This window comes from Pseudoalteromonas aurantia, assembly GCF_005886875.1.
Taxonomy (GTDB): Bacteria; Pseudomonadota; Gammaproteobacteria; order Enterobacterales; family Alteromonadaceae; genus Pseudoalteromonas; species Pseudoalteromonas aurantia_A.
Genome location: NZ_PNBY01000036.1, coordinates 85,662 through 103,257, shown reverse-complemented (window position 1 = coordinate 103,257; position 17,596 = coordinate 85,662). Strand labels below are relative to the sequence as shown.

Annotated in this window: 18 protein-coding genes; 6 read left to right on the top strand and 12 right to left on the bottom strand. The window is 41.4% G+C overall.

The features are described from left to right. Nucleotides 1-171: 171 nt before the first annotated feature. From CWC18_RS08785 to CWC18_RS08775, 3 genes are all read left to right on the top strand, one after another. A complete protein-coding gene (locus CWC18_RS08785) occupies nucleotides 172-876 on the top strand; it encodes a response regulator transcription factor (RefSeq protein WP_138590570.1) in 705 nt (234 codons plus the stop codon). 9 nt (nucleotides 877-885) lie between these two features. After that, nucleotides 886-2,184, top strand: coding sequence for a sensor histidine kinase (locus CWC18_RS08780; protein WP_138590568.1), 1,299 nt, complete (start codon nucleotides 886-888; stop codon nucleotides 2,182-2,184). Nucleotides 2,185-2,407: 223 nt separating this feature from the next. Continuing rightward, complete coding sequence (locus CWC18_RS08775; protein ID WP_138590566.1) at nucleotides 2,408-3,754, top strand: sodium-dependent transporter; 1,347 nt, start codon at nucleotides 2,408-2,410, stop codon at nucleotides 3,752-3,754. Between the two features lie 50 nt (nucleotides 3,755-3,804). Here CWC18_RS08775 and CWC18_RS08770 read toward each other — a convergent pair whose 3' ends face one another. Together CWC18_RS08770 and CWC18_RS08765 are read right to left on the bottom strand one after the other, a co-directional pair. Next, entirely contained in the window at nucleotides 3,805-4,257 is a 453-nt protein-coding gene (locus CWC18_RS08770; RefSeq protein ID WP_138590659.1) for a GNAT family N-acetyltransferase, read from the bottom strand. A gap of 63 nt (nucleotides 4,258-4,320) precedes the next feature. Beyond that, nucleotides 4,321-5,064, bottom strand: a complete 744-nt coding sequence (locus CWC18_RS08765; RefSeq protein WP_138675102.1) for a sporulation protein — start codon at nucleotides 5,062-5,064, stop codon at nucleotides 4,321-4,323. Nucleotides 5,065-5,272: 208 nt separating this feature from the next. On the opposite strand from CWC18_RS08765, the gene CWC18_RS08760 reads away from it, so the two are divergent. Continuing rightward, on the top strand, nucleotides 5,273-6,844 hold the full coding sequence (locus tag CWC18_RS08760) for a cation:proton antiporter family protein (protein WP_138590562.1): 1,572 nt from the start codon (nucleotides 5,273-5,275) through the stop codon (nucleotides 6,842-6,844). A gap of 286 nt (nucleotides 6,845-7,130) precedes the next feature. Continuing rightward, a complete protein-coding gene (locus CWC18_RS08755; protein ID WP_138590560.1) occupies nucleotides 7,131-7,415 on the top strand; it encodes a hypothetical protein in 285 nt (94 codons plus the stop codon). Nucleotides 7,416-7,504: 89 nt separating this feature from the next. Here the strand turns inward: CWC18_RS08755 and CWC18_RS08750 are convergent, their stop codons facing one another. From CWC18_RS08750 to ccmA, 10 genes are read right to left on the bottom strand one after another with little or no spacing between them, the layout of a single operon-like run. Continuing rightward, a complete protein-coding gene (locus tag CWC18_RS08750; protein WP_138590558.1) occupies nucleotides 7,505-8,239 on the bottom strand; it encodes an MlaA family lipoprotein in 735 nt (244 codons plus the stop codon). Beyond that, a complete protein-coding gene (ccmI, locus tag CWC18_RS08745; protein WP_171041066.1) occupies nucleotides 8,240-9,508 on the bottom strand; it encodes a c-type cytochrome biogenesis protein CcmI in 1,269 nt (422 codons plus the stop codon). 8 nt (nucleotides 9,509-9,516) lie between these two features. Beyond that, complete coding sequence (locus CWC18_RS08740) at nucleotides 9,517-9,969, bottom strand: cytochrome c-type biogenesis protein (RefSeq protein ID WP_432760768.1); 453 nt, start codon at nucleotides 9,967-9,969, stop codon at nucleotides 9,517-9,519. 11 nt (nucleotides 9,970-9,980) lie between these two features. After that, the gene (locus CWC18_RS08735) at nucleotides 9,981-10,553 is read right to left on the bottom strand and encodes a redoxin family protein (protein WP_138675100.1); all 573 of its coding nucleotides are present in this window, start codon (nucleotides 10,551-10,553) and stop codon (nucleotides 9,981-9,983) included. Continuing rightward, the gene (locus tag CWC18_RS08730) at nucleotides 10,550-12,514 is read right to left on the bottom strand and encodes a heme lyase CcmF/NrfE family subunit (protein WP_138675099.1); all 1,965 of its coding nucleotides are present in this window, start codon (nucleotides 12,512-12,514) and stop codon (nucleotides 10,550-10,552) included. Before CWC18_RS08730 ends, CWC18_RS08735 begins: the two co-directional genes overlap by 4 nt. A 1-nt stretch (nucleotide 12,515) precedes the next feature. Then, a complete protein-coding gene (ccmE, locus tag CWC18_RS08725; RefSeq protein ID WP_119861847.1) occupies nucleotides 12,516-12,995 on the bottom strand; it encodes a cytochrome c maturation protein CcmE in 480 nt (159 codons plus the stop codon). After that, nucleotides 12,992-13,195 (bottom strand): heme exporter protein CcmD, encoded by a 204-nt coding sequence (gene ccmD, locus CWC18_RS08720; protein WP_138675098.1) that lies wholly within the window; start codon nucleotides 13,193-13,195, stop codon nucleotides 12,992-12,994. Before ccmD ends, ccmE begins: the two co-directional genes overlap by 4 nt. A 2-nt stretch (nucleotides 13,196-13,197) precedes the next feature. Further along, nucleotides 13,198-13,935, bottom strand: coding sequence for a heme ABC transporter permease (locus CWC18_RS08715; protein WP_138675097.1), 738 nt, complete (start codon nucleotides 13,933-13,935; stop codon nucleotides 13,198-13,200). A gap of 1 nt (nucleotide 13,936) precedes the next feature. Further along, nucleotides 13,937-14,623 (bottom strand): heme exporter protein CcmB, encoded by a 687-nt coding sequence (gene ccmB / locus CWC18_RS08710; protein ID WP_138675096.1) that lies wholly within the window; start codon nucleotides 14,621-14,623, stop codon nucleotides 13,937-13,939. Next, a complete protein-coding gene (gene ccmA, locus CWC18_RS08705; protein ID WP_138590541.1) occupies nucleotides 14,623-15,243 on the bottom strand; it encodes a cytochrome c biogenesis heme-transporting ATPase CcmA in 621 nt (206 codons plus the stop codon). Before ccmA ends, ccmB begins: the two co-directional genes overlap by 1 nt. 103 nt (nucleotides 15,244-15,346) lie before the next feature. On the opposite strand from ccmA, the gene CWC18_RS08700 reads away from it, so the two are divergent. Then, entirely contained in the window at nucleotides 15,347-17,590 is a 2,244-nt protein-coding gene (locus CWC18_RS08700; protein WP_138675095.1) for a flagellar hook-length control protein FliK, read from the top strand. Nucleotides 17,591-17,596 lie beyond the last annotated feature (6 nt).

Here is a 17,596-nt window from a genome sequence, read left to right as displayed (position 1 = left end):
GAATATTAAATATTCCTTCTATTAAAAATATAGATATACGGTCTAAATATTCAATATCGGTGTACATCAAGTACCCAGAATAGCTTAACAAACAACAGCATTGGCGCTACACTTAATTATAAACAAGACCAGCCTATTAACTAGCCATAATTGGCGTAGGAGACAATTTTAATGGACAATTACGGTACAATTCTACTCGTCGAAGATGATGTATCCCTAGCGCAGTGGGTCGCCGATTATCTAAATAACCAAGGTTACACTACCCATGTGTGTGAGCGAGGTGATAAAGTTGTTTCTATGGTTAAATCTACGAACCCAGATATTGTGTTGTTAGATGTTATGCTTCCAGGACAAGATGGCATTAGTGTATGTAGGGAATTAAGACAATTTTATCACCAACCAATTATCATGCTCACAGCCAGAGATGAAGAGATGGACGAAGTCATCGGCCTTGAAGTCGGTGCAAGCGATTATGTTATAAAGCCTGTTAGACCTCGGGCGTTGCTCGCTCGTATCAAAGCAATGTTACGCACAACACAAGATAATAAACCCGCAGAAGTTAACACTAATATTATCCAAGTTGGTAATTTAAGTATTGACACGCAAGCTCGCAAAGTGCTCCTTCACAGCCATGAAGTCAATATCTCAAGCGCTGAATACTTACTGTTGAACTTTCTTGCTTCTAATGCGGGTGAAGTCGTCTCAAGAGATGCCGTTTTTAAGGCGACAAAAGGCCGTGAATATGATGGACTAGATCGCAGTGTTGATGTGCTTATTTCTGCCTTACGTAAAAAGTTCAATGATGACCCACAACAGCCCGAGAAAATTAAAACGATATGGGGTAAAGGCTATTTGATGGTGCCCAGTGCCTGGTAGTTATATTTCGTGAAGAAACTTTATCTATATTTGCTTACCAGCGCAATTATCTCGATTGTTGTACTGAGCTTACTTATTGACGCGTTTAGCCAGCAGACAGCCCCCACTGTTGATAGCTTCAGCTGGGAAAGCACATTAACCAATGGCTTTGCTCAGCAAGTTGCTCGGCAACCCATCGACCAAAGAGCCGATTTTACGCAGCGTTTAAGCCGTGATTTCAACATCACACTGACTTATAGAAAAGGCGACACACTAGCACTGCCTCTCGAACTCAAAACGAAAATGATAACCGAAGGGCAGCTGCTCCTTGAAGAAGAACAAGGATTAAACTTATTAAAAACAAACGATGCATTATTACCCGATTATTTAGAGCTAAAAGTTGAGAAACCCGCCAGAGAACAAAATAGTGATATTGCGCTCACGTTTATCTTTTATGCTGGGATCTGTGCTTTTATGTGGTTTATCCTTGCCCCCTTAGCAAAAAGGCTATCCGTATTAACCGAGGCCGCAAAACGTTTTGCTAGCGGTGATATGAGCGCTCGTATCGAAGTCAATCACTTTACTTACATTAAAGATGTAGAGCTCACTTTTAATAGCATGGCCAACCAAATCGACAAACTACTTGCTGAAAATAAACTCATGGCTTCGAGCCTCTCACACGATATTCGAACCCCTGTGGCGTGTTTAAGGTTTGGGTTAGATGCAGCAATGGAAGAACCAGACATGCAGCAAGTCAAATCCATTTTATCCCGAATGGAAAGTGACTTAGATCAAATGGAAAATATGTTGTCTAGCTATTTATCATTTGCCACCTTAGAACAAAAGGCGCACTTGCTTAATTTCGAATCAACTCACGTAACCCCTTACATAGTTGCGCTTATCGAGCAGGTGCAACCTAAAATTAGCAAAGCCGAGTTGATCAGCAGTTACGAAGTTGACCCTGAGTTATTTCTCACCGCAGATCTTCACTGGATGGCCCGTGCAGTGACCAATTTATTAAGTAATGCCTGCAAATTCGCATCCCATAATATCTTTGTCAAAGTACATGAGCTGGATCAGTACATCGTCATTGATGTTGAAGACGATGGGCCAGGTATTGCCCCAAACAATTGGCATAAAGTATTTAGCCCTTTTTTTCAGGAACAAAATCACCGAAACCGCGACGAGAAAGGATATGGTCTTGGGCTTGCAATTGTTGCGAAAGTAGTCGATTGGCATCACGGCAAAGTCTCCGTGTCACAATCCGACACGTTAGGAGGTGCCAAATTCACATTAAGTATACCGTGTAAAGCTACAAGGGCACTGTAAAAATACACAAACGGTTCATATTAATAAGCGAATTAAGTTATTAATAATCATAAATTTAATATTAAGTAAACGCATAGTTTTACGCATCATAAAGCTTACAGGTTCAAAGTGAGTACAATTTTGTCCTAGATCATGTTAATTAGAGTGTAATTAGCACTTTTTATTTAGGATTAATTACAGTAGATTGTGGTCGCCGTTATAAAAATAGAGAAGTATAAATAATATGAGCAGTGTTCGCGGAGAGTTCAGTTCTCGCTTTGGTTTCATTATGGCCGCAGCAGGGTCTGCAGTTGGTTTAGGTAATATATGGGGCTTTCCAACCCAAACCGCCAGTAATGGTGGCGCTGCATTCGTGCTAGTGTATTTAATTTTAGCATTTTGCTTAGCTTATCCCGCATTGATGGCAGAGCTTGTAATAGGACGATATGGACAAGCTAACGCCGTTTCATCGTTACAAAAACTCTCCTCCAAACCGACCCATAAACGCTTTGCTTTTTTCGTTGGGTTTGGGGGAATTGTCTGTGCAGGTTTAATCTTAAGCTTTTATGCAATTGTTGCAGGTTGGATGTTTAGCGCCACCATTGAGCCTGTTACCAAGCTCGTCGGTATGCCTGGTATGACACATTGGTTAAGTACCCAATCTTTAGGCCGAGACCTTTTCTTTACTTCGTTATTTATCATTTTAACTATCGCGATTATTAGTAAAGGGGTCGAGAATGGTATTGAGAAGTGGTCTAAACGTTTAATGCCTGCTTTGTTAAGCATTTTGTTTTTACTCATTGTCTATGTTCTCACTCAAGACGGCGCAAGTAAGGGGCTAAAAGCATATCTGATCCCAGATTTTTCATCTTTGCTCAACCCAGACTTGCTCGTGAGTGCCTTAGGCCAAGCATTTTTCTCGTTGTCTTTGGGGACTAGCGTGATGATCATTTATGGTTCTTATATCAGTAAAAAAGAGAACTTAGTTTCTTTGGGCGCATATGTCACACTCATCGATGTTTTAATTGCGTTCGTCGCCGGGTTATTGATCATACCTGCAATGTACGTAGCGCAAGCTCAAGGTGTTGACATATTTGCCGCAGATGGCAGCTTACTATCAGAAGATACGTTAGTATTCCAAGTGCTACCTGCTCTGTTTAACGGTATGGGTGAAGTTGGTTTGTTCGTCGGTTTTGCCTTCTTTGCCTTAATGAGTATTGCAGCCCTGACCTCTTCTATTTCAATGCTAGAAGCGCCGGTATCGTATGCTGTAGAGAAATTCGCACTAAAACGTATCCAAGCCACATGGATCATTGGTGCACTTATCACCCTTGTGAGCTTTACCATCATATTTAACTTCAATACACTATTTGGCCTAGTTATCAGTCTGACCACACAATTTGGGCAACCACTGCTTGGTATGCTTTGCTGTATCTTTGTAGGTTGGTTATGGAACAGAGGGACACTGCTAAAAGAAATTGAATCAGGTAGACCTGACATTGCTGCAACTTGGTTTTGGAAGATTTGGCCATGGTACATTAAATTCGTCTGTCCAATTGCCATTGCCCTGGTATTTATACACTCATTATAGAAGTCACTTATCACTACGGTTATGGAAGGTGCGTTATAGCACCTTTTATACTATTTTCTCTCAGGGATTAGAATCATATCCTGATGCTCAATGCCGTCCTCTAAGTAAGGATCTCCAATGGATTTGAAGCCCTGTTCAGCATAAAATTTCAGAAGGTACGTCTGCGCACTCAGCTTGATTTCACTGCAAGATCCGTAGTTTATTGCCACTGCAATGCTCTTTTCCATTAACGTCGCTGCTAATCCTTTCCCACGGTACCGCTCACTAACTAAAACCCTGCCAATTGCAATACACTCAGGCGTTTGAACGTATACACGCGCATAAGCTGCGATACAGCCATCCACAGAGGCATATACATGATGAGTATCAAACGCACGATCAAACTCATCAAGTTCAGGGTATGGACACGCCTGCTCTACAACAAAAACATCAACCCGTGCCTTCATAATGGTAAATAATGTTGGAACATCCAACTCTAAAAACTTCTTACACTGCCATTGCATCATTAACACCTCATATAAAAAAGCCCAGCATGGCTGGGCTTAATCGCATATAACTCTTCTTTACTAAGTAAATAGTCGCTCTAGTTGATCACAAAGTGCCGATAAGTTCACTTGACCGTGTTCAATTGTTAAGTCCACATATCCATCTCTTCGAAATGTTCTATCGAGTTCAATTAAAACATGGGTTTTATGTGCCTCGGGTACGAAAGACAACTCTATTTCCTGTATTCCAAAAATGGATTGACTATTAGGTCGATATTCAAGTTCTTGATAACACCCCGAAAAGGATTGGAAATCCGTGGCTTTCAAATAGCCTTGCTCAACATCAGCTTTAACCAATGTAAACCCTAACTTCTCCATCGCAGCCATACAGGTTTTAACCGCCTCATTTGGATAAATATGTAAAGTGTCTTTATCCGATGGATCAAGCGCAAGGTCAATATCCAACCCTGTTTCAATCCAAACAAAACTATAATTATAGCCTGCGTTAATTTCTGTGATCGGGGTTTCTGAATGTAAACGTGCTTCAAAAGGGATGACTTTTTGCTCGCCTGGACCGATACTAAAGCGCTCTCCCACACTCCACTTTTCCAAAATATGATTGGTAAAGTATTCACCATTTTCACCATCATGTTTAATACGTGTCATCAAGGCGAGTTCCAGACCTGTCACCTCTTGTACAACATCACCACCATTTACAATAACCTGCGCCTGAAACTTCTGCCCAGGTTGTAAATGCTCGGTCTCTAAAACAGTATCGACTTTCGCAGCACCGATACCTACTGATGCAAGGATTTTTTTAAACATTAAGTCTCCTGTTCGAGATTGCTCCTTTTCTTGCATCTTAACCATAAAAAATAGAGTTTGTCAGTGAAAATTTATAACATAAATCAGAATATCGTATTCATACTCGGCTTTATGCTGCTAATTTATGGCCTCATCTATAAGTTTTTAATTTATAAATCAGCAGGTTTTGATACACTTTAAGCACAAAATATCCCTAATTGGTTGCCAAATGGAATTACTGTTTTTTGCCATCGCTTTTGTCTGTGGTTTCTCAGTGTATCAACTTAAACTCCCGCCACTTATCGGCTTTTTAATGGCAGGGTTTATCTTAAACCTACTTGGTCATCAAACAACAGAGTTACTCACTTCTCTGGCCGATTTAGGCGTTACGCTGTTATTATTTTCAATTGGCTTGAAGCTAAAGGTTTCAAACTTAATCAAACCGCAAGTGTGGGCACCTGCTACTTTGCATATTGTGGTATGCACAGCATTTTTCACGAGCCTTTTAATGCTTCTCGGCTACATTTCTCTGCCGTTATTTACAGAATTATCCTTAACCAGTGCCATGTTAGTTGGCTTTGCTTTTAGTTTCTCAAGTACCGTATTTGCCGTTAAAGTACTAGAAGAACGCGGTGAAATGGCAACACTACACGGAAAAATATCAATTGGTATTTTAGTTATGCAAGATATTTTTGCAGTGGCGTTCTTAGCCATCAGCACCGGTAAAATACCAAATATGTGGGCACTCGTATTACTTGTCAGCTTGTTCGCACTTAAACCCGTGATGTTTTGGGTTTTAAACCGCTCGAAGCACGGTGAACTGCTTCCCTTGTTCGGGTTCTTCTTTGCACTGGTGATTGGTTACCATGCTTTTGAATATGCAGGCCTTAAAGGCGATCTTGGCGCACTCATTATTGGTATGATGTTCGCTCCTCACAAAAAAGCCAGTGAGCTCTCAAAGTCTTTGCTCAATCTCAAAGATATCATGCTAGTCGGATTTTTCTTAAACATTGGACTTAATGCCAATATTTCAACCAATGCGTTTTTAATCGCGTTATTGCTGGTCATTGTCTTGCCAATCAAAGTTTCGCTGTACTATACCTTCACTAATTTATTTGGACTACGTGCACGTACATCACTGCTCAGTGCGTTTACCCTCTCAAACTATAGTGAGTTTGGTTTGATTGTGTGTGCAGTGGCAGCCTCCAGCGGCGCAATTACTTCTGATTGGTTAGCCGTAGTAGCAATAGCCGTCTCTCTGACCTTTGTTATAGCGTCACCACTGAATAAAAGAGCCAACGAACTATTTGTAAAGCTAGAGCCTTTTTTACTTAAATTCGAAAGCTGTAAACGGTTAGAAGAAGAGCTGCCGGTGAATTTGACCGACACCCAAATTGTTATATTCGGCATGGGTCGAATTGGGACTGGTGCATACGAAACGATTGAGGCATCTAACGCTGGTATTATTGCGGGAATAGATATTAAACCAGAGGTAGTCGAACGCCATGTTAAGCGAGGCCGAAGGGTCTTACTCGCCGATGCGACCGACCCAGACTTCTGGCAGCGGGTTAATCACTCAAATGTTGAAATGGTCATGCTCGCTATGCCAAAACATATGCAGAACATCTATGCATTAGAGCAGCTCAATGCTTCAGGGTTCAGCGGGCAAGTCACCGCCATAGCAAATTACCCAGATCAACAAAAAGAATTAGAGGAAATGGGGGTAGATTATACCTATAACTTCTATTTAGAAGCCGGAAGTGGTTTCGCCGAACACGTTAAACAAAAATTATTTTCTTAGAGCAATCACTGAATTATCAGTATCATTAAAGGTACTGATAATTATTTTTATCTCCTCATCAATACCTTACTTCTAGACGTCTAGATTATAGATACAAACTGTAAACAAACACTCCTTCTTGCGATTTACAAAACTTTACATCTAAGTTAGTAATCACAGCCTAAAACAGAGTACACTGGCTTTATTCGAAAATACGTAAGTATCTATTTTTAACACAAAAATTTTGAAGTATCGGAGTATGCATGGAAAACTCCCATCGTGTTAATCCAATCTAATGAGGGTAAAAATGCTTAAAACAAAACCAGTAAATCAATTCTCTGCTGTTGTTGATGACGTCAAAGCCGCGCCCTTCTCGGATTTACAAAGTCGCTTAGATGAGCTTCAAGACAACGGAATGACAGCGTTGACAATACGAGGTATTCTATTTCATAAGATGCTAGACCTGCACTCGGTCCCTGCCGATCATGCACTTCGTGAGCAAGAAATCCCAGAGCGTCTTGATGACCCTGCAATAATAGCCAATTTAAATGAGCTTGGCTTTTTCAGAAAACAACGCAGTTTGATGCACTAATCAAAATTATGGGAGCCTACATACTCCCTTTATAGGCTGGCCATGCCCGTCGCCAGCCTATCTTTCTCTAATAACGTATACTACTCACATTATAAATTTTCTAAAAAGTCCTCATCAAAATCCGTTTCTTCCTCTTCCATTGGTGGATTACCATCGTAAAGCTCATATAATTGCCTTTGAAAGTAAATATCTTTCATAAACACATAGGGATCGATTGACTCTCTCAGTAAGCTCTCTTGCGCCATCAATGACGCTCGCGCTTCAACAGCACGCAAAGCGAATAAAACCAGGGTCTGAGGTGTTGATAAAGCAATCTCTGGAAGTACTAAATTATCAACAAGGTCTCCCGCCACATTTCTAACAGTGGAAGGGCCCATGGCTGGCAACATAACGTATGCACCGTCACCTAGACCCCATACTCCTAACGTTTGTCCAAAGTCTTCATCTTGATGTTTTAAGCCGAAACTACTGGCCACATCAAATATCCCTAATACGCCCACCGTTGAATTGATCAAAAACCTGGCAACATTGACGCCCATATCTCCATGCTTACCTTGTAGCCCCGCATTAACAGCATCAATCGGCGCTGCTATATTGGTCGTAAAATTAACAATGCCAGCCCTAACTGGCGCTGGGGTAACCGCTAGGTAACCGACCGCAGCAGGGCGTATAATATACGCGTCCAATACGTCCATATTAAAGTCATACATAGGACGATTAAAAGACTGTAATGGATCTCGTTCATCTTTTTTCTCTTCAGGTACTGTTGCACAGCCCGAAAGAACTGTCAGCGCTAATAACACGCTATAAATAGGTTTAAACATTTAGCTTCCTGTGCTGGTTATTACACGGCTTATTTCTACCGTATGGTTCTGTGCTGAGCCAGTTAATGTAATTGGCTCTGATTGCCCTTCAAGTTCCCCATTACTGATCGTAACTGAATTGTCTAAAGAGATACGTGCAGTTATGACAATTTGCTCAAAATTAGATAACTTTAAGTTTGGCATCATTGCCATACTATCATCCAGAGTGACCATTAAAGGCAAGTTAAAATCTGTAAGTTTTTCTACAGCAAGTGGCATTCTCGGGCCATCTACTGCCTTTGCAAATACAAATAACGTGGCATTTTCAGGCACTGATTTAATTAAATTATCAGCTAGCGTAACGGTAACAGCTAAGCTAGGACCAGTCATTTCTGCTGTGGCCTGCTGTTTTTCATCGACTAATTGCCCATCTATTTCTGCAATACGCTGAGAAATCATACTGTAACGCGGGTCTGAATCCGTCATTGTCGAAAGTAATACTTCAAAAGCAGTCTTAGCCTCAACCCAGTCTTTACGTTCATACGCAATTAATGCCAATAAGGAGATTGCATCGATATTGCTGGGCTCTGACCGTAAAACTTTTGATAACATGTTAGCAGCCTGATTCATACCCGTTTCGGAGCCTTCAACCAATAAGACTTGGCTATAATTAACCAATATATTGTTATTATCAGGGTTCATCTGCAAAGCTTTATCAAACGCCTGCTTCGCCATCGTGTAATCATTTAAAGACATCGCAACACGGCCAAGTAACATCCAGGCTACTGCATCATCGCCGCTGTTTGCGAGTTTAGTCCTCAGACCAAGAGCAAATGCTTGCAACTCATTCTGGCTTAAAGGCTCTCCTTGCTGCATCACCGCGCGCTCTCCATATTCAGGTAGCTTGTCGATTGCCCCATACCAGTTTTCAATTTGTGTCTGACTTCCCGTAAAACTATAGAAAACCCCACTTACAGCGAGTGTAAATGCAACACCTGTTAAAGCGAAAATGCGGTTATTACCCCGACTGTTCAATTGTTTTTCTGGTGATAACTCATGATGCAAGCGCTGCTTTAATTCCAATATGGATTCGTCGTGAACCGTTTGTTCTATTCGCTGACTCTTTAAATCTTGATTTAACTCTTCCAACCGTTGATGATAAATATCGATGCGTTCGGCATTGGCATCATGATCCAGCGTCAATATCGACTCTTTACGTAAAAACGGCACAACGACAAATAATAGTGCAGGCACAGTGAGTAAGGTGAACATCGCCCACATTGTCATCATCTCATTCATTATTGTTGCTCCTTACGTTGGTATTGAGCAATTAACTTCGCCAGTTTTTTCTCATCATCTGTGCTCCAATTCTGCTTTCTAGACGCTTTTTTTTGTCGAAATACGATAAATCCAAAACCGATGATAACGATCAAAATAGGCAGCACCCATAAAATAATCGTGGCGGGTGTCACTGGCGGTTGATAATGAACAAAGTAACCATAGCGGTCGATCATATAATCAATCACTTCTTGCTTGCTTTTTCCATCGTGAACCAAGGTAACTACTTTGTCTCTTAAATCTTTGGCTACAATCGCATCAGAATCTGCAATGTTTTGATTCTGGCATTTAGGACAGCGCAGTTCATGGGTCAGCTCTTTAAATGTTGCCGCTCTCTCTGGTGTTGAGAATTCGTATTTATCTTCTGCTGAATATACGGCCAGGCTCATCGCCATCGCCATCGCCAACATCATCAATACAGCGTTCATTGTGATAACTCCTGGATCACCGGGGCAAACTTAGCTCGCCATACTCTGGGGTTTATATCTCCCGTATGGTGCAACAATATTTTACCTTCTTTATCTACTAAAAAAGTTTCTGGTGCACCTGACACCCCTAAGTCAAGTGCCAATGTTCGCTCTAAATCTAAAATATTAAACTGGTACGGACTTCCCGCCCTCTTGAGCATTGTTTTTACTTCTGTGCGAAGTGCGTCAATGTCAAAGTGATCACCAAAATCAGGGTCATAAGCTTGCTCATAATATAAACCTATGATGCGGACCCCCTGCTCGCGCAACTGCTCTAAATAGCCTAATTCAGCAATACAAGTTGGACACCAAGTACCCCATACATTTAATAAATAAACGTCACCAAGCAAATCTGTATTTGTCCATAGTTTACCTTCATCCATTAAGTCGGGCAGCACAAAGCTCGGCATTGTTTGACCAATTCGCCCTGTTTGTAACTCACGCGGATTTCCAAAAAGGCCTTGGTACAAAAAGACACAGAGAAACATAAAAATTAAAAACGGAATAATCGCTAAGAACTTCTTATTCATGCTGTTACCCCATCCATTTTTTTGTTGTGAGTACGCTTTCTATAGCGCCTATCTGCAACGACCAAAAAGCCAGCAAATGAAATTAATAAGCCGCCTAACCACATCCAACGTACATAAGGCTTGTGATAGATACGCAGTGACCAATACCCATTGCTAAGCTGCTCACCAAGTGCCAAATACAAGTCGCGGAAAAAGCCATCATCAATGGCTGCTTCCGTCATAAACTGCATGCCAACATCATAAAGGCGCTTTTCTGCATAAAGCTCAGTGACTTTTTTCTCTCCTTTTAATACGGTAACCACCCCCGCATGACCACTGTAATTCGGCCCGCGGATCTCTTTAACGCCTTCAAAACGATATTGATACTCGTTAAGCAGTGCAATATCTCCAGGTTTTACACTGACAGAACGCTCCACTGAATAAGCTGATGTTAATGTAACACCTGCAATCACAAAGGCGATGCCTACATGGCCTAATATCATTGCCCAATAACTTAAGCTTTGGCGCTTAAAACCGTGTAATAATTGCTTTTCTACAGATACTTTTTCAAAAATATCTAACAAGGCACCTAACGTGATCCAAACAGCCAACGCTGTAGCAACGAACGTTAATGCCGATACCGTATCGTAACTACCATACAACCACACAGCAGTTAGTAATAAAGAACTGGCAGCTAACCCCACGACTTTTTTGACCAAAGGCGACGGCTTATTTTGTTTCCACCTTAAAAATGGTGCGATTCCTAATAACAATGCAAACGGCACAATCAATATCGCAAACATTTGATTGAAGAAAGGTACACCAATCGAAATCGATCCTAATCCTAATTCTTTGTGGATCATCGGTAACAAGGTGCCAAGGAGCACAATTAACGTGGCGACCACTAAAAAGATATTATTTGCCCATAATGTAACTTCTCTTGAGAGCAACTTATAACGCCCCTCACTTTTAACCTCAGACACGCGCATGGCATATAAAGCCAAACTCCCGCCAACAACAACAAGTAAAAAGCTCAGAATAAATAATCCTCTGTCAGGATCAGTTGCAAACGCATGAACCGAAACAATAATACCGGAACGTACAATAAAGGTCCCCAGCAGACACAAACTAAAAGCCGTGATCGCAAGTAACACTGTCCAAGACTTAAAAATGCCGCGCTTTTCGGTACTTGCCAATGAATGCAGCAACGCCGTTGCAACTAACCACGGCATTAATGAAGCATTTTCTACAGGATCCCAAAACCACCAACCTCCCCAACCAAGCTCAGAGTATGCCCACCAACTTCCAATGGTTATCCCAAGGGTTAAAAAGCCCCATGCAACCATTGTCCAAGGCCGTGACCACTTAGCCCAAGTATTGTCTAATTTTCCAGTTAATAGCGCAGCAATGGCAAAAGCAAATGATACCGATAACCCAACATACCCCATGTAAAGCAATGGAGGGTGTATGATCATACCTGGATCTTGTAACAAAGGATTAAGGTCGCGACCCTCAACAGGGTAATAAGGAAGTAAACGCTCAAACGGGCTGGACATCCACAGGGTGTATAACATAAAACCCACCCCCAGGAAGCCTAAAACACCTAATACACGTGCTCGTAATACCCAAGGTAATGAGTTCGACATCATCGCAACGAGTGCCGTCCAGCTTGATTGCATGACTAGCCACAATAAAATGGCTCCTTCATGACCCCCCCATGTGGAGGTAACTTTGTAGTACCAAGGTAAACTGGTACTTGAATGATGCGCAACATATGCAACGGTGAAATCATCCATAAGCGTTATGTAAATCAAAATTGCGAAAGACACCAACACAAATAAGCATTGACCTACCGCCAATGATGGCGCTGCACGCATTAGTCTTAGATTCCCAGTGTAAGCGCCCCACATAGGAAAAATACACAGCAAAAGACTCAGAGCCATTGCAAGCACTAACGAGAAATAACCAATCTCAGGGATCATACTAGTTCTCGCTATTTAAATTATAAGTTGGCTTAACATGTTTAATGCCTTTAACTGCTTCAGCAACTTCAGAGGGCATGTATTCTTCATCATGTTTAGCAAGTACTTCAAATGCCTCGATAACATTAGGTTCAATCAAAGTGCCCTGCGCCACAATACCTTGCCCTTCACGAAATAAGTCAGGCAAAATACCATGATACTTGATAGTAACAAGCGGGCCAGTATCGACTAATTTGAATGTTACATCTAAATTGGTTTCATCTCGAACCACAGATCCAGGCACAACCATACCGCCAATTCTTAATTTTTGACCCACGAAAGGCTTTTCTTTCCCCTCACCTTTACCTTCAATTAACTCGCTTGGTGTATAAAATAGATTTATATTTTCTTGCAATGCGTATAAAGTTAAGCCGATTGCCGATCCCACACCAAAGATAATAGCTAAAACTGCAAGCATGCGCTTTTTACGTCTAGGGTTCATACTGCTTGCTCCTGATGTGCTTTCTTAATTCTCGCTTCACGCTCTATTTGTAATTTAACCTGCTGTTTGAGGTGTTTTCCATCATGTAAAGCGCTTAACAACACCGATAACAATACAAAAGCACAACTACAGTACGATAACCAAACATAAAAACCATATCCGCCCATCGCTATAAAATCACTAAATGACTCAAATTGCATACTTAACCTCGACTTACTAAATTACGCACCCACGGGCGATGCTTTTCTCGTTGTAAGATCTCATTTTTCAACCGAATTAACGTCACCACCCCAACAAAGCCAGCAAACGCAGCAATATTAACGAACAGCGGCCATAGCATTGACGGATCTATGGCTGAAGTATCAAACTTGGTGATCGTTGCCCCTTGATGCAATGTATTCCACCACTCAACAGAGAAATGAATAATCGGGAGATTAATGACTCCCACAATTGACAAAATACAGGCAGCTCTTCCGGCTGATTTTTTATCTTCAAACGCATGGTAAAGAGATAAAACCCCTAAATATAAAAATAATAATATTAACTCTGATGTTAGTCGTGCATCCCACACCCACCATGCGCCCCACATAGGTTTACCCCAAGCAGCGCCAGTCACTAATGCGATTACGGTCATCGCTGCCCCGACAGGCGCTATGGCAACCACTGCTAACTCAGCATTTCTGAGTTGCCATACCAACGCGACGATGGCAGCAATAGCCATCGATGAGTAAGCCCCCATAGATAAAATTGCAGAGGGGACATGAATAAAAATTATACGGTAGCTATCTTTTTGTTGATAATCTGCCGGCGCATAGGCGAGCCCCCAGACCCAACCTACAACCAAAGACACAACGGTAAACACGGTAAAATAAGGCAGTAGCGTATTACACAATTGGTACGCACGCTCTGCTTTTGCATAGGGATGTAACCATTTCCACATGTTAACTTACACTCACTTTTAAAGCTGACGATATTGCTAAAGGGGCCATAACAGCTGCTACCGCTAACATAGCCCCCAGGATCGCGAGTTGTCCACCATACGCCAATGACATACTACTCGTGTCGATGGCAGACGTCGCAAAAATTAATACAGGTATATACAAAGGTAGTACTAAAAGACTCATTAATATGCCGCCTTTTTGCAGCCCAACGGTTAGTGCTGCACCAATTGCGCCAATAAAGCTCAGCAATGGCGTGCCAATTAACAAAGTTAGCAATGTTGCAGTCAACAGTTGAGTATCTAAATTCATAAGTAATGCAAAAACAGGAACCATTAATACCATTGGCAACCCTGTTATTGTCCAATGTGCTAACACCTTAGCGAGGACGGTTAACGGTAAAGGGTATGCAGATGCAATTAACTGCTCTAACGACCCATCATTAAAATCATCCCGAAACACTTTATCTAAACCAAGCATGGTCGATAACAAAGCCGCCACCCAAATAATCCCTGGCGCCATGCGCGCTAATAAAGCCGGTTCAGGGCCTATGGCTAGTGGGAATAAGGTAATAACGATAAGGAAAAACAATAGCGGGTTAACAATTTCTGCTCGTTGTCGAAATGCCAAAGTTAAGTCTTTAGAATATACTGCATAAAAAAGTTGCAAGTAGGAATGTGATGCGTTCATTAATGTCGGTACTCCAAAACCACTTTTTTCAGAGCAGAAAAATGTGCAGTTAAATCTTGGTGAGTTGTTAGTAAAATAGCCCCACCACGGCTCAACTGCTGAGCAAACTGTTGCTGCAACATCACAACGCCCCTTTTATCAAGCGCCGTAAACGGTTCATCTAAAATCCACACCTTAGCGTTATTCATCCAAAGTCTTGCTAATGCAACCCGTCGCTGCTGACCCGCTGATAGTGTTCGGACAGGGACATCTTCCAGACCAACTAAACCCAATTTCGCCAAAATGTCATAAATATTTGTGGCACGCTCATAACCATGTACATCTAACCAATAACATACATTTTCATAAGCCGTCAGCTGACCATTAACGCCTGTTTTATGGCCAATAAATAAAAGTTCAGCAGCGAAGTCGTCATAACATTGTGTGATTGAATGACCTTGAAAAATGACTTCCCCTTCATCGGCATTCGCGAATCCAGCAATAATGCGCAACAAAGATGTTTTACCAGCACCATTTGGGCCCTCAACTTGCATAATTTGACCTGCGTCTAAAGCAAAGCTTAAAGACTCGAATAAACAACGCTCTTGTTTGACACAAGTGACAGATTTAATCTCTAGCAAATTGATGATTCTCACTACTCAAAATTGGGCGTTAGTCTACCATAATGGTATGGTAATACGAATAATCCAACACAAACGATTACTGAAAATTTGATTTAGAATAATGAATAAGCAGCCAATATCTATCCAACCTTCGAGTACATCTGACACTCGCGCAGCTTTAAGCGATGCTGGTACAAAAAGCGAGCTTAATCTCTCGACACAAACGTTTACTGCGAGAAATATTGTCATCAAGCCTAATAGCCTTCAGATGGAAGTTGAACTTAATGGGAGATGGCAACCACTGCGCTTAGCAATAAATAATGGCAACACAGTCCCCATTCGAATTGAAGAAGCACTCATTACAATACACAATAATGGGCAAAGTTTAACCCTTAAAACGCCCGAGCAAAATGTGCAAATCAAAGCGGCCAACGCGTTATTATCATTACTCACATTATTAAAAAACCAGCACCCAAGTACCAATATTCAACATCATGTGAGTGTAACCGAAAAACCTCATCCACAATTACACTTCAATAAATTAGGCATGTCACTGTCAATTAATCCAGTACTTGCACAAGTACTTAAAAACGAGAGTAAACTTGTTGCCGGTATTCAAGCCGACGCGCATAAAATATCATTCACATTATTTAATCAATTTGAAGACAAATTATTGGCTGGTACTATTAGCAAACACAAAGTCATTGATAGCTTATCAGCACAAAAACAGATGCCGCTGATGTTAGTCGACAAACAAAGTGTGCAAATTAAATTTACTGAGTCACAACAGCCATTAAAACTATCGGACGCACTAGTCAATGCCCAACCGAGCAAAGCGGGCAATAAATGGTTTCCTGTAGAAATATCCAAGCAAACGCAGGGGGTCAAGTTATCTCAGGTACCACAATCTCATTTACTGGCTCTGTCTCACCCCGTTAAACGTCAATTTTCTGATGTTACAACACAACCAACAACCACGATCCAAAACGTCGATTCAGTTCGCCTTGAAACAACTTTAAACTATACTAAACCTTTATTAAATATCAGCTTAGATGATATCAAGCTCGCTGTAAAAACGGCACTTATCAAATGGGCTACGCTGCCTTTTAGTGGCCCGAACAATCCAAAATTGACGTCCGCAACACCAAAAAGTACAGCCACCTTTACGCCTCAATTAATTAACCAGGTTGGCCGCCCCATGGTGCTTCAATCCGCTCAACACCCGGCACAACCTCCCATTGTTCAACTTCTGTCGCAACTGACACAAGTCTTACAAGACCCTATATTAGCTAAATCATCACTCTCTGATAAAGAGGTCGGTCAAACCAACCCTACGTTACTGAAAGTACTAACGTCTCCGTTAATCGCAGTACAAGAAACAAACCTATCCGCCAATACACCACGTCAAAAACCTCTCTCAGAGGCACCATACGTGCCAAAACGGCCAATAGAACGCTTGTTGTTAAGTACCTTATTAGCCGTCAAACCAAGTAATCAATCAAACACGGCTGTTAATTCTGATATTTCTCCAAAAATAGAGGCTCTGTTCAATTATAGAAACAGTAACTCGATAGATTTAACAAGGTTAGTCAACAACGCATTCTCAAGAATGATAAGCGAAGAGAACACCAATTCCGAAAAGGTCTTACAAGAATTACAACCACAATTAGGACAACTCTTAAGCTCACAGCCAAAAACAACTATAAAGGCAACAGCTGCAAACTTTACACAAGCACTCGACAAGCTCCTCGTAACACTAATTGCTGCGCCAAAAGCGGTGCAAGGTTATAGTGAAGATGCAAAGCTAGAACGCTTACATACTTTACTCAAAACACTGACGCCCGAATTCAAAAGTGTACAACCTAAGCAAATGCTGCAAAACTTACCACTACTACAATCACAGTTAGTAGATGACTTAATACAGGTAAACAACGCAAGTCACGTGAACTTGCCAGCAAATCCAAATGCAGCTAAGTTTGATTCCGATACACAGCTATTACTCAGCTTATTTTTACCCATGAAACTCCCCTCCGAGTGTAAGCAAACTGAATTACAAATTGGACAATATAAAAGAAAAGCCAAAGAAAATATGCCCGAGAAAACAGTTTGGTTTATTCGCTTAAACTTTGACTATGCTAATCAAGGAAAAATCAGTGCACACGCTGAGCTCATGGATAAATCACTTGATATACAATTACTAGCGAGTACAGTACAGGCACGTCAACTTGCCGCGCCCCACATTGATGGGCTACGGCGAAAACTCAGCGAGCACGGTTTACAAGTTAGCGAAATTGCCCTGTCGGAAAACGCTGAGCAAGTCGAGTTATTCTTTAATAGTCACTCGATTGTCAATATTCAAATATAAAACGGG

What these genes read in the sequence shown, in the direction of transcription:
- CWC18_RS08770 (WP_138590659.1), bottom strand. Translation starts at nt 4,257, where the DNA reads ATGCAATGGCAGTGTAAGAAGTTTTTAGAGTTGGATGTTCCAACATTA.
- ccmD (WP_138675098.1), bottom strand. Translation starts at nt 13,195, where the DNA reads ATGCAATTTGAGTCATTTAGTGATTTTATAGCGATGGGCGGATATGGT.
- ccmI (WP_171041066.1), bottom strand. Translation starts at nt 9,508, where the DNA reads ATGATGACAATGTGGGCGATGTTCACCTTACTCACTGTGCCTGCACTA.
- CWC18_RS08775 (WP_138590566.1), top strand. Translation starts at nt 2,408, where the DNA reads ATGAGCAGTGTTCGCGGAGAGTTCAGTTCTCGCTTTGGTTTCATTATG.
- CWC18_RS08765 (WP_138675102.1), bottom strand. Translation starts at nt 5,064, where the DNA reads ATGTTTAAAAAAATCCTTGCATCAGTAGGTATCGGTGCTGCGAAAGTC.
- CWC18_RS08760 (WP_138590562.1), top strand. Translation starts at nt 5,273, where the DNA reads ATGGAATTACTGTTTTTTGCCATCGCTTTTGTCTGTGGTTTCTCAGTG.
- CWC18_RS08700 (WP_138675095.1), top strand. Translation starts at nt 15,347, where the DNA reads ATGAATAAGCAGCCAATATCTATCCAACCTTCGAGTACATCTGACACT.
- CWC18_RS08755 (WP_138590560.1), top strand. Translation starts at nt 7,131, where the DNA reads ATGCTTAAAACAAAACCAGTAAATCAATTCTCTGCTGTTGTTGATGAC.
- CWC18_RS08730 (WP_138675099.1), bottom strand. Translation starts at nt 12,514, where the DNA reads ATGATCCCTGAGATTGGTTATTTCTCGTTAGTGCTTGCAATGGCTCTG.
- CWC18_RS08785 (WP_138590570.1), top strand. Translation starts at nt 172, where the DNA reads ATGGACAATTACGGTACAATTCTACTCGTCGAAGATGATGTATCCCTA.
- CWC18_RS08715 (WP_138675097.1), bottom strand. Translation starts at nt 13,935, where the DNA reads ATGTGGAAATGGTTACATCCCTATGCAAAAGCAGAGCGTGCGTACCAA.
- CWC18_RS08735 (WP_138675100.1), bottom strand. Translation starts at nt 10,553, where the DNA reads ATGAATAAGAAGTTCTTAGCGATTATTCCGTTTTTAATTTTTATGTTT.
- CWC18_RS08750 (WP_138590558.1), bottom strand. Translation starts at nt 8,239, where the DNA reads ATGTTTAAACCTATTTATAGCGTGTTATTAGCGCTGACAGTTCTTTCG.
- CWC18_RS08740 (WP_432760768.1), bottom strand. Translation starts at nt 9,969, where the DNA reads ATGATGTTGGCGATGGCGATGGCGATGAGCCTGGCCGTATATTCAGCA.
- ccmB (WP_138675096.1), bottom strand. Translation starts at nt 14,623, where the DNA reads ATGAACGCATCACATTCCTACTTGCAACTTTTTTATGCAGTATATTCT.
- ccmE (WP_119861847.1), bottom strand. Translation starts at nt 12,995, where the DNA reads ATGAACCCTAGACGTAAAAAGCGCATGCTTGCAGTTTTAGCTATTATC.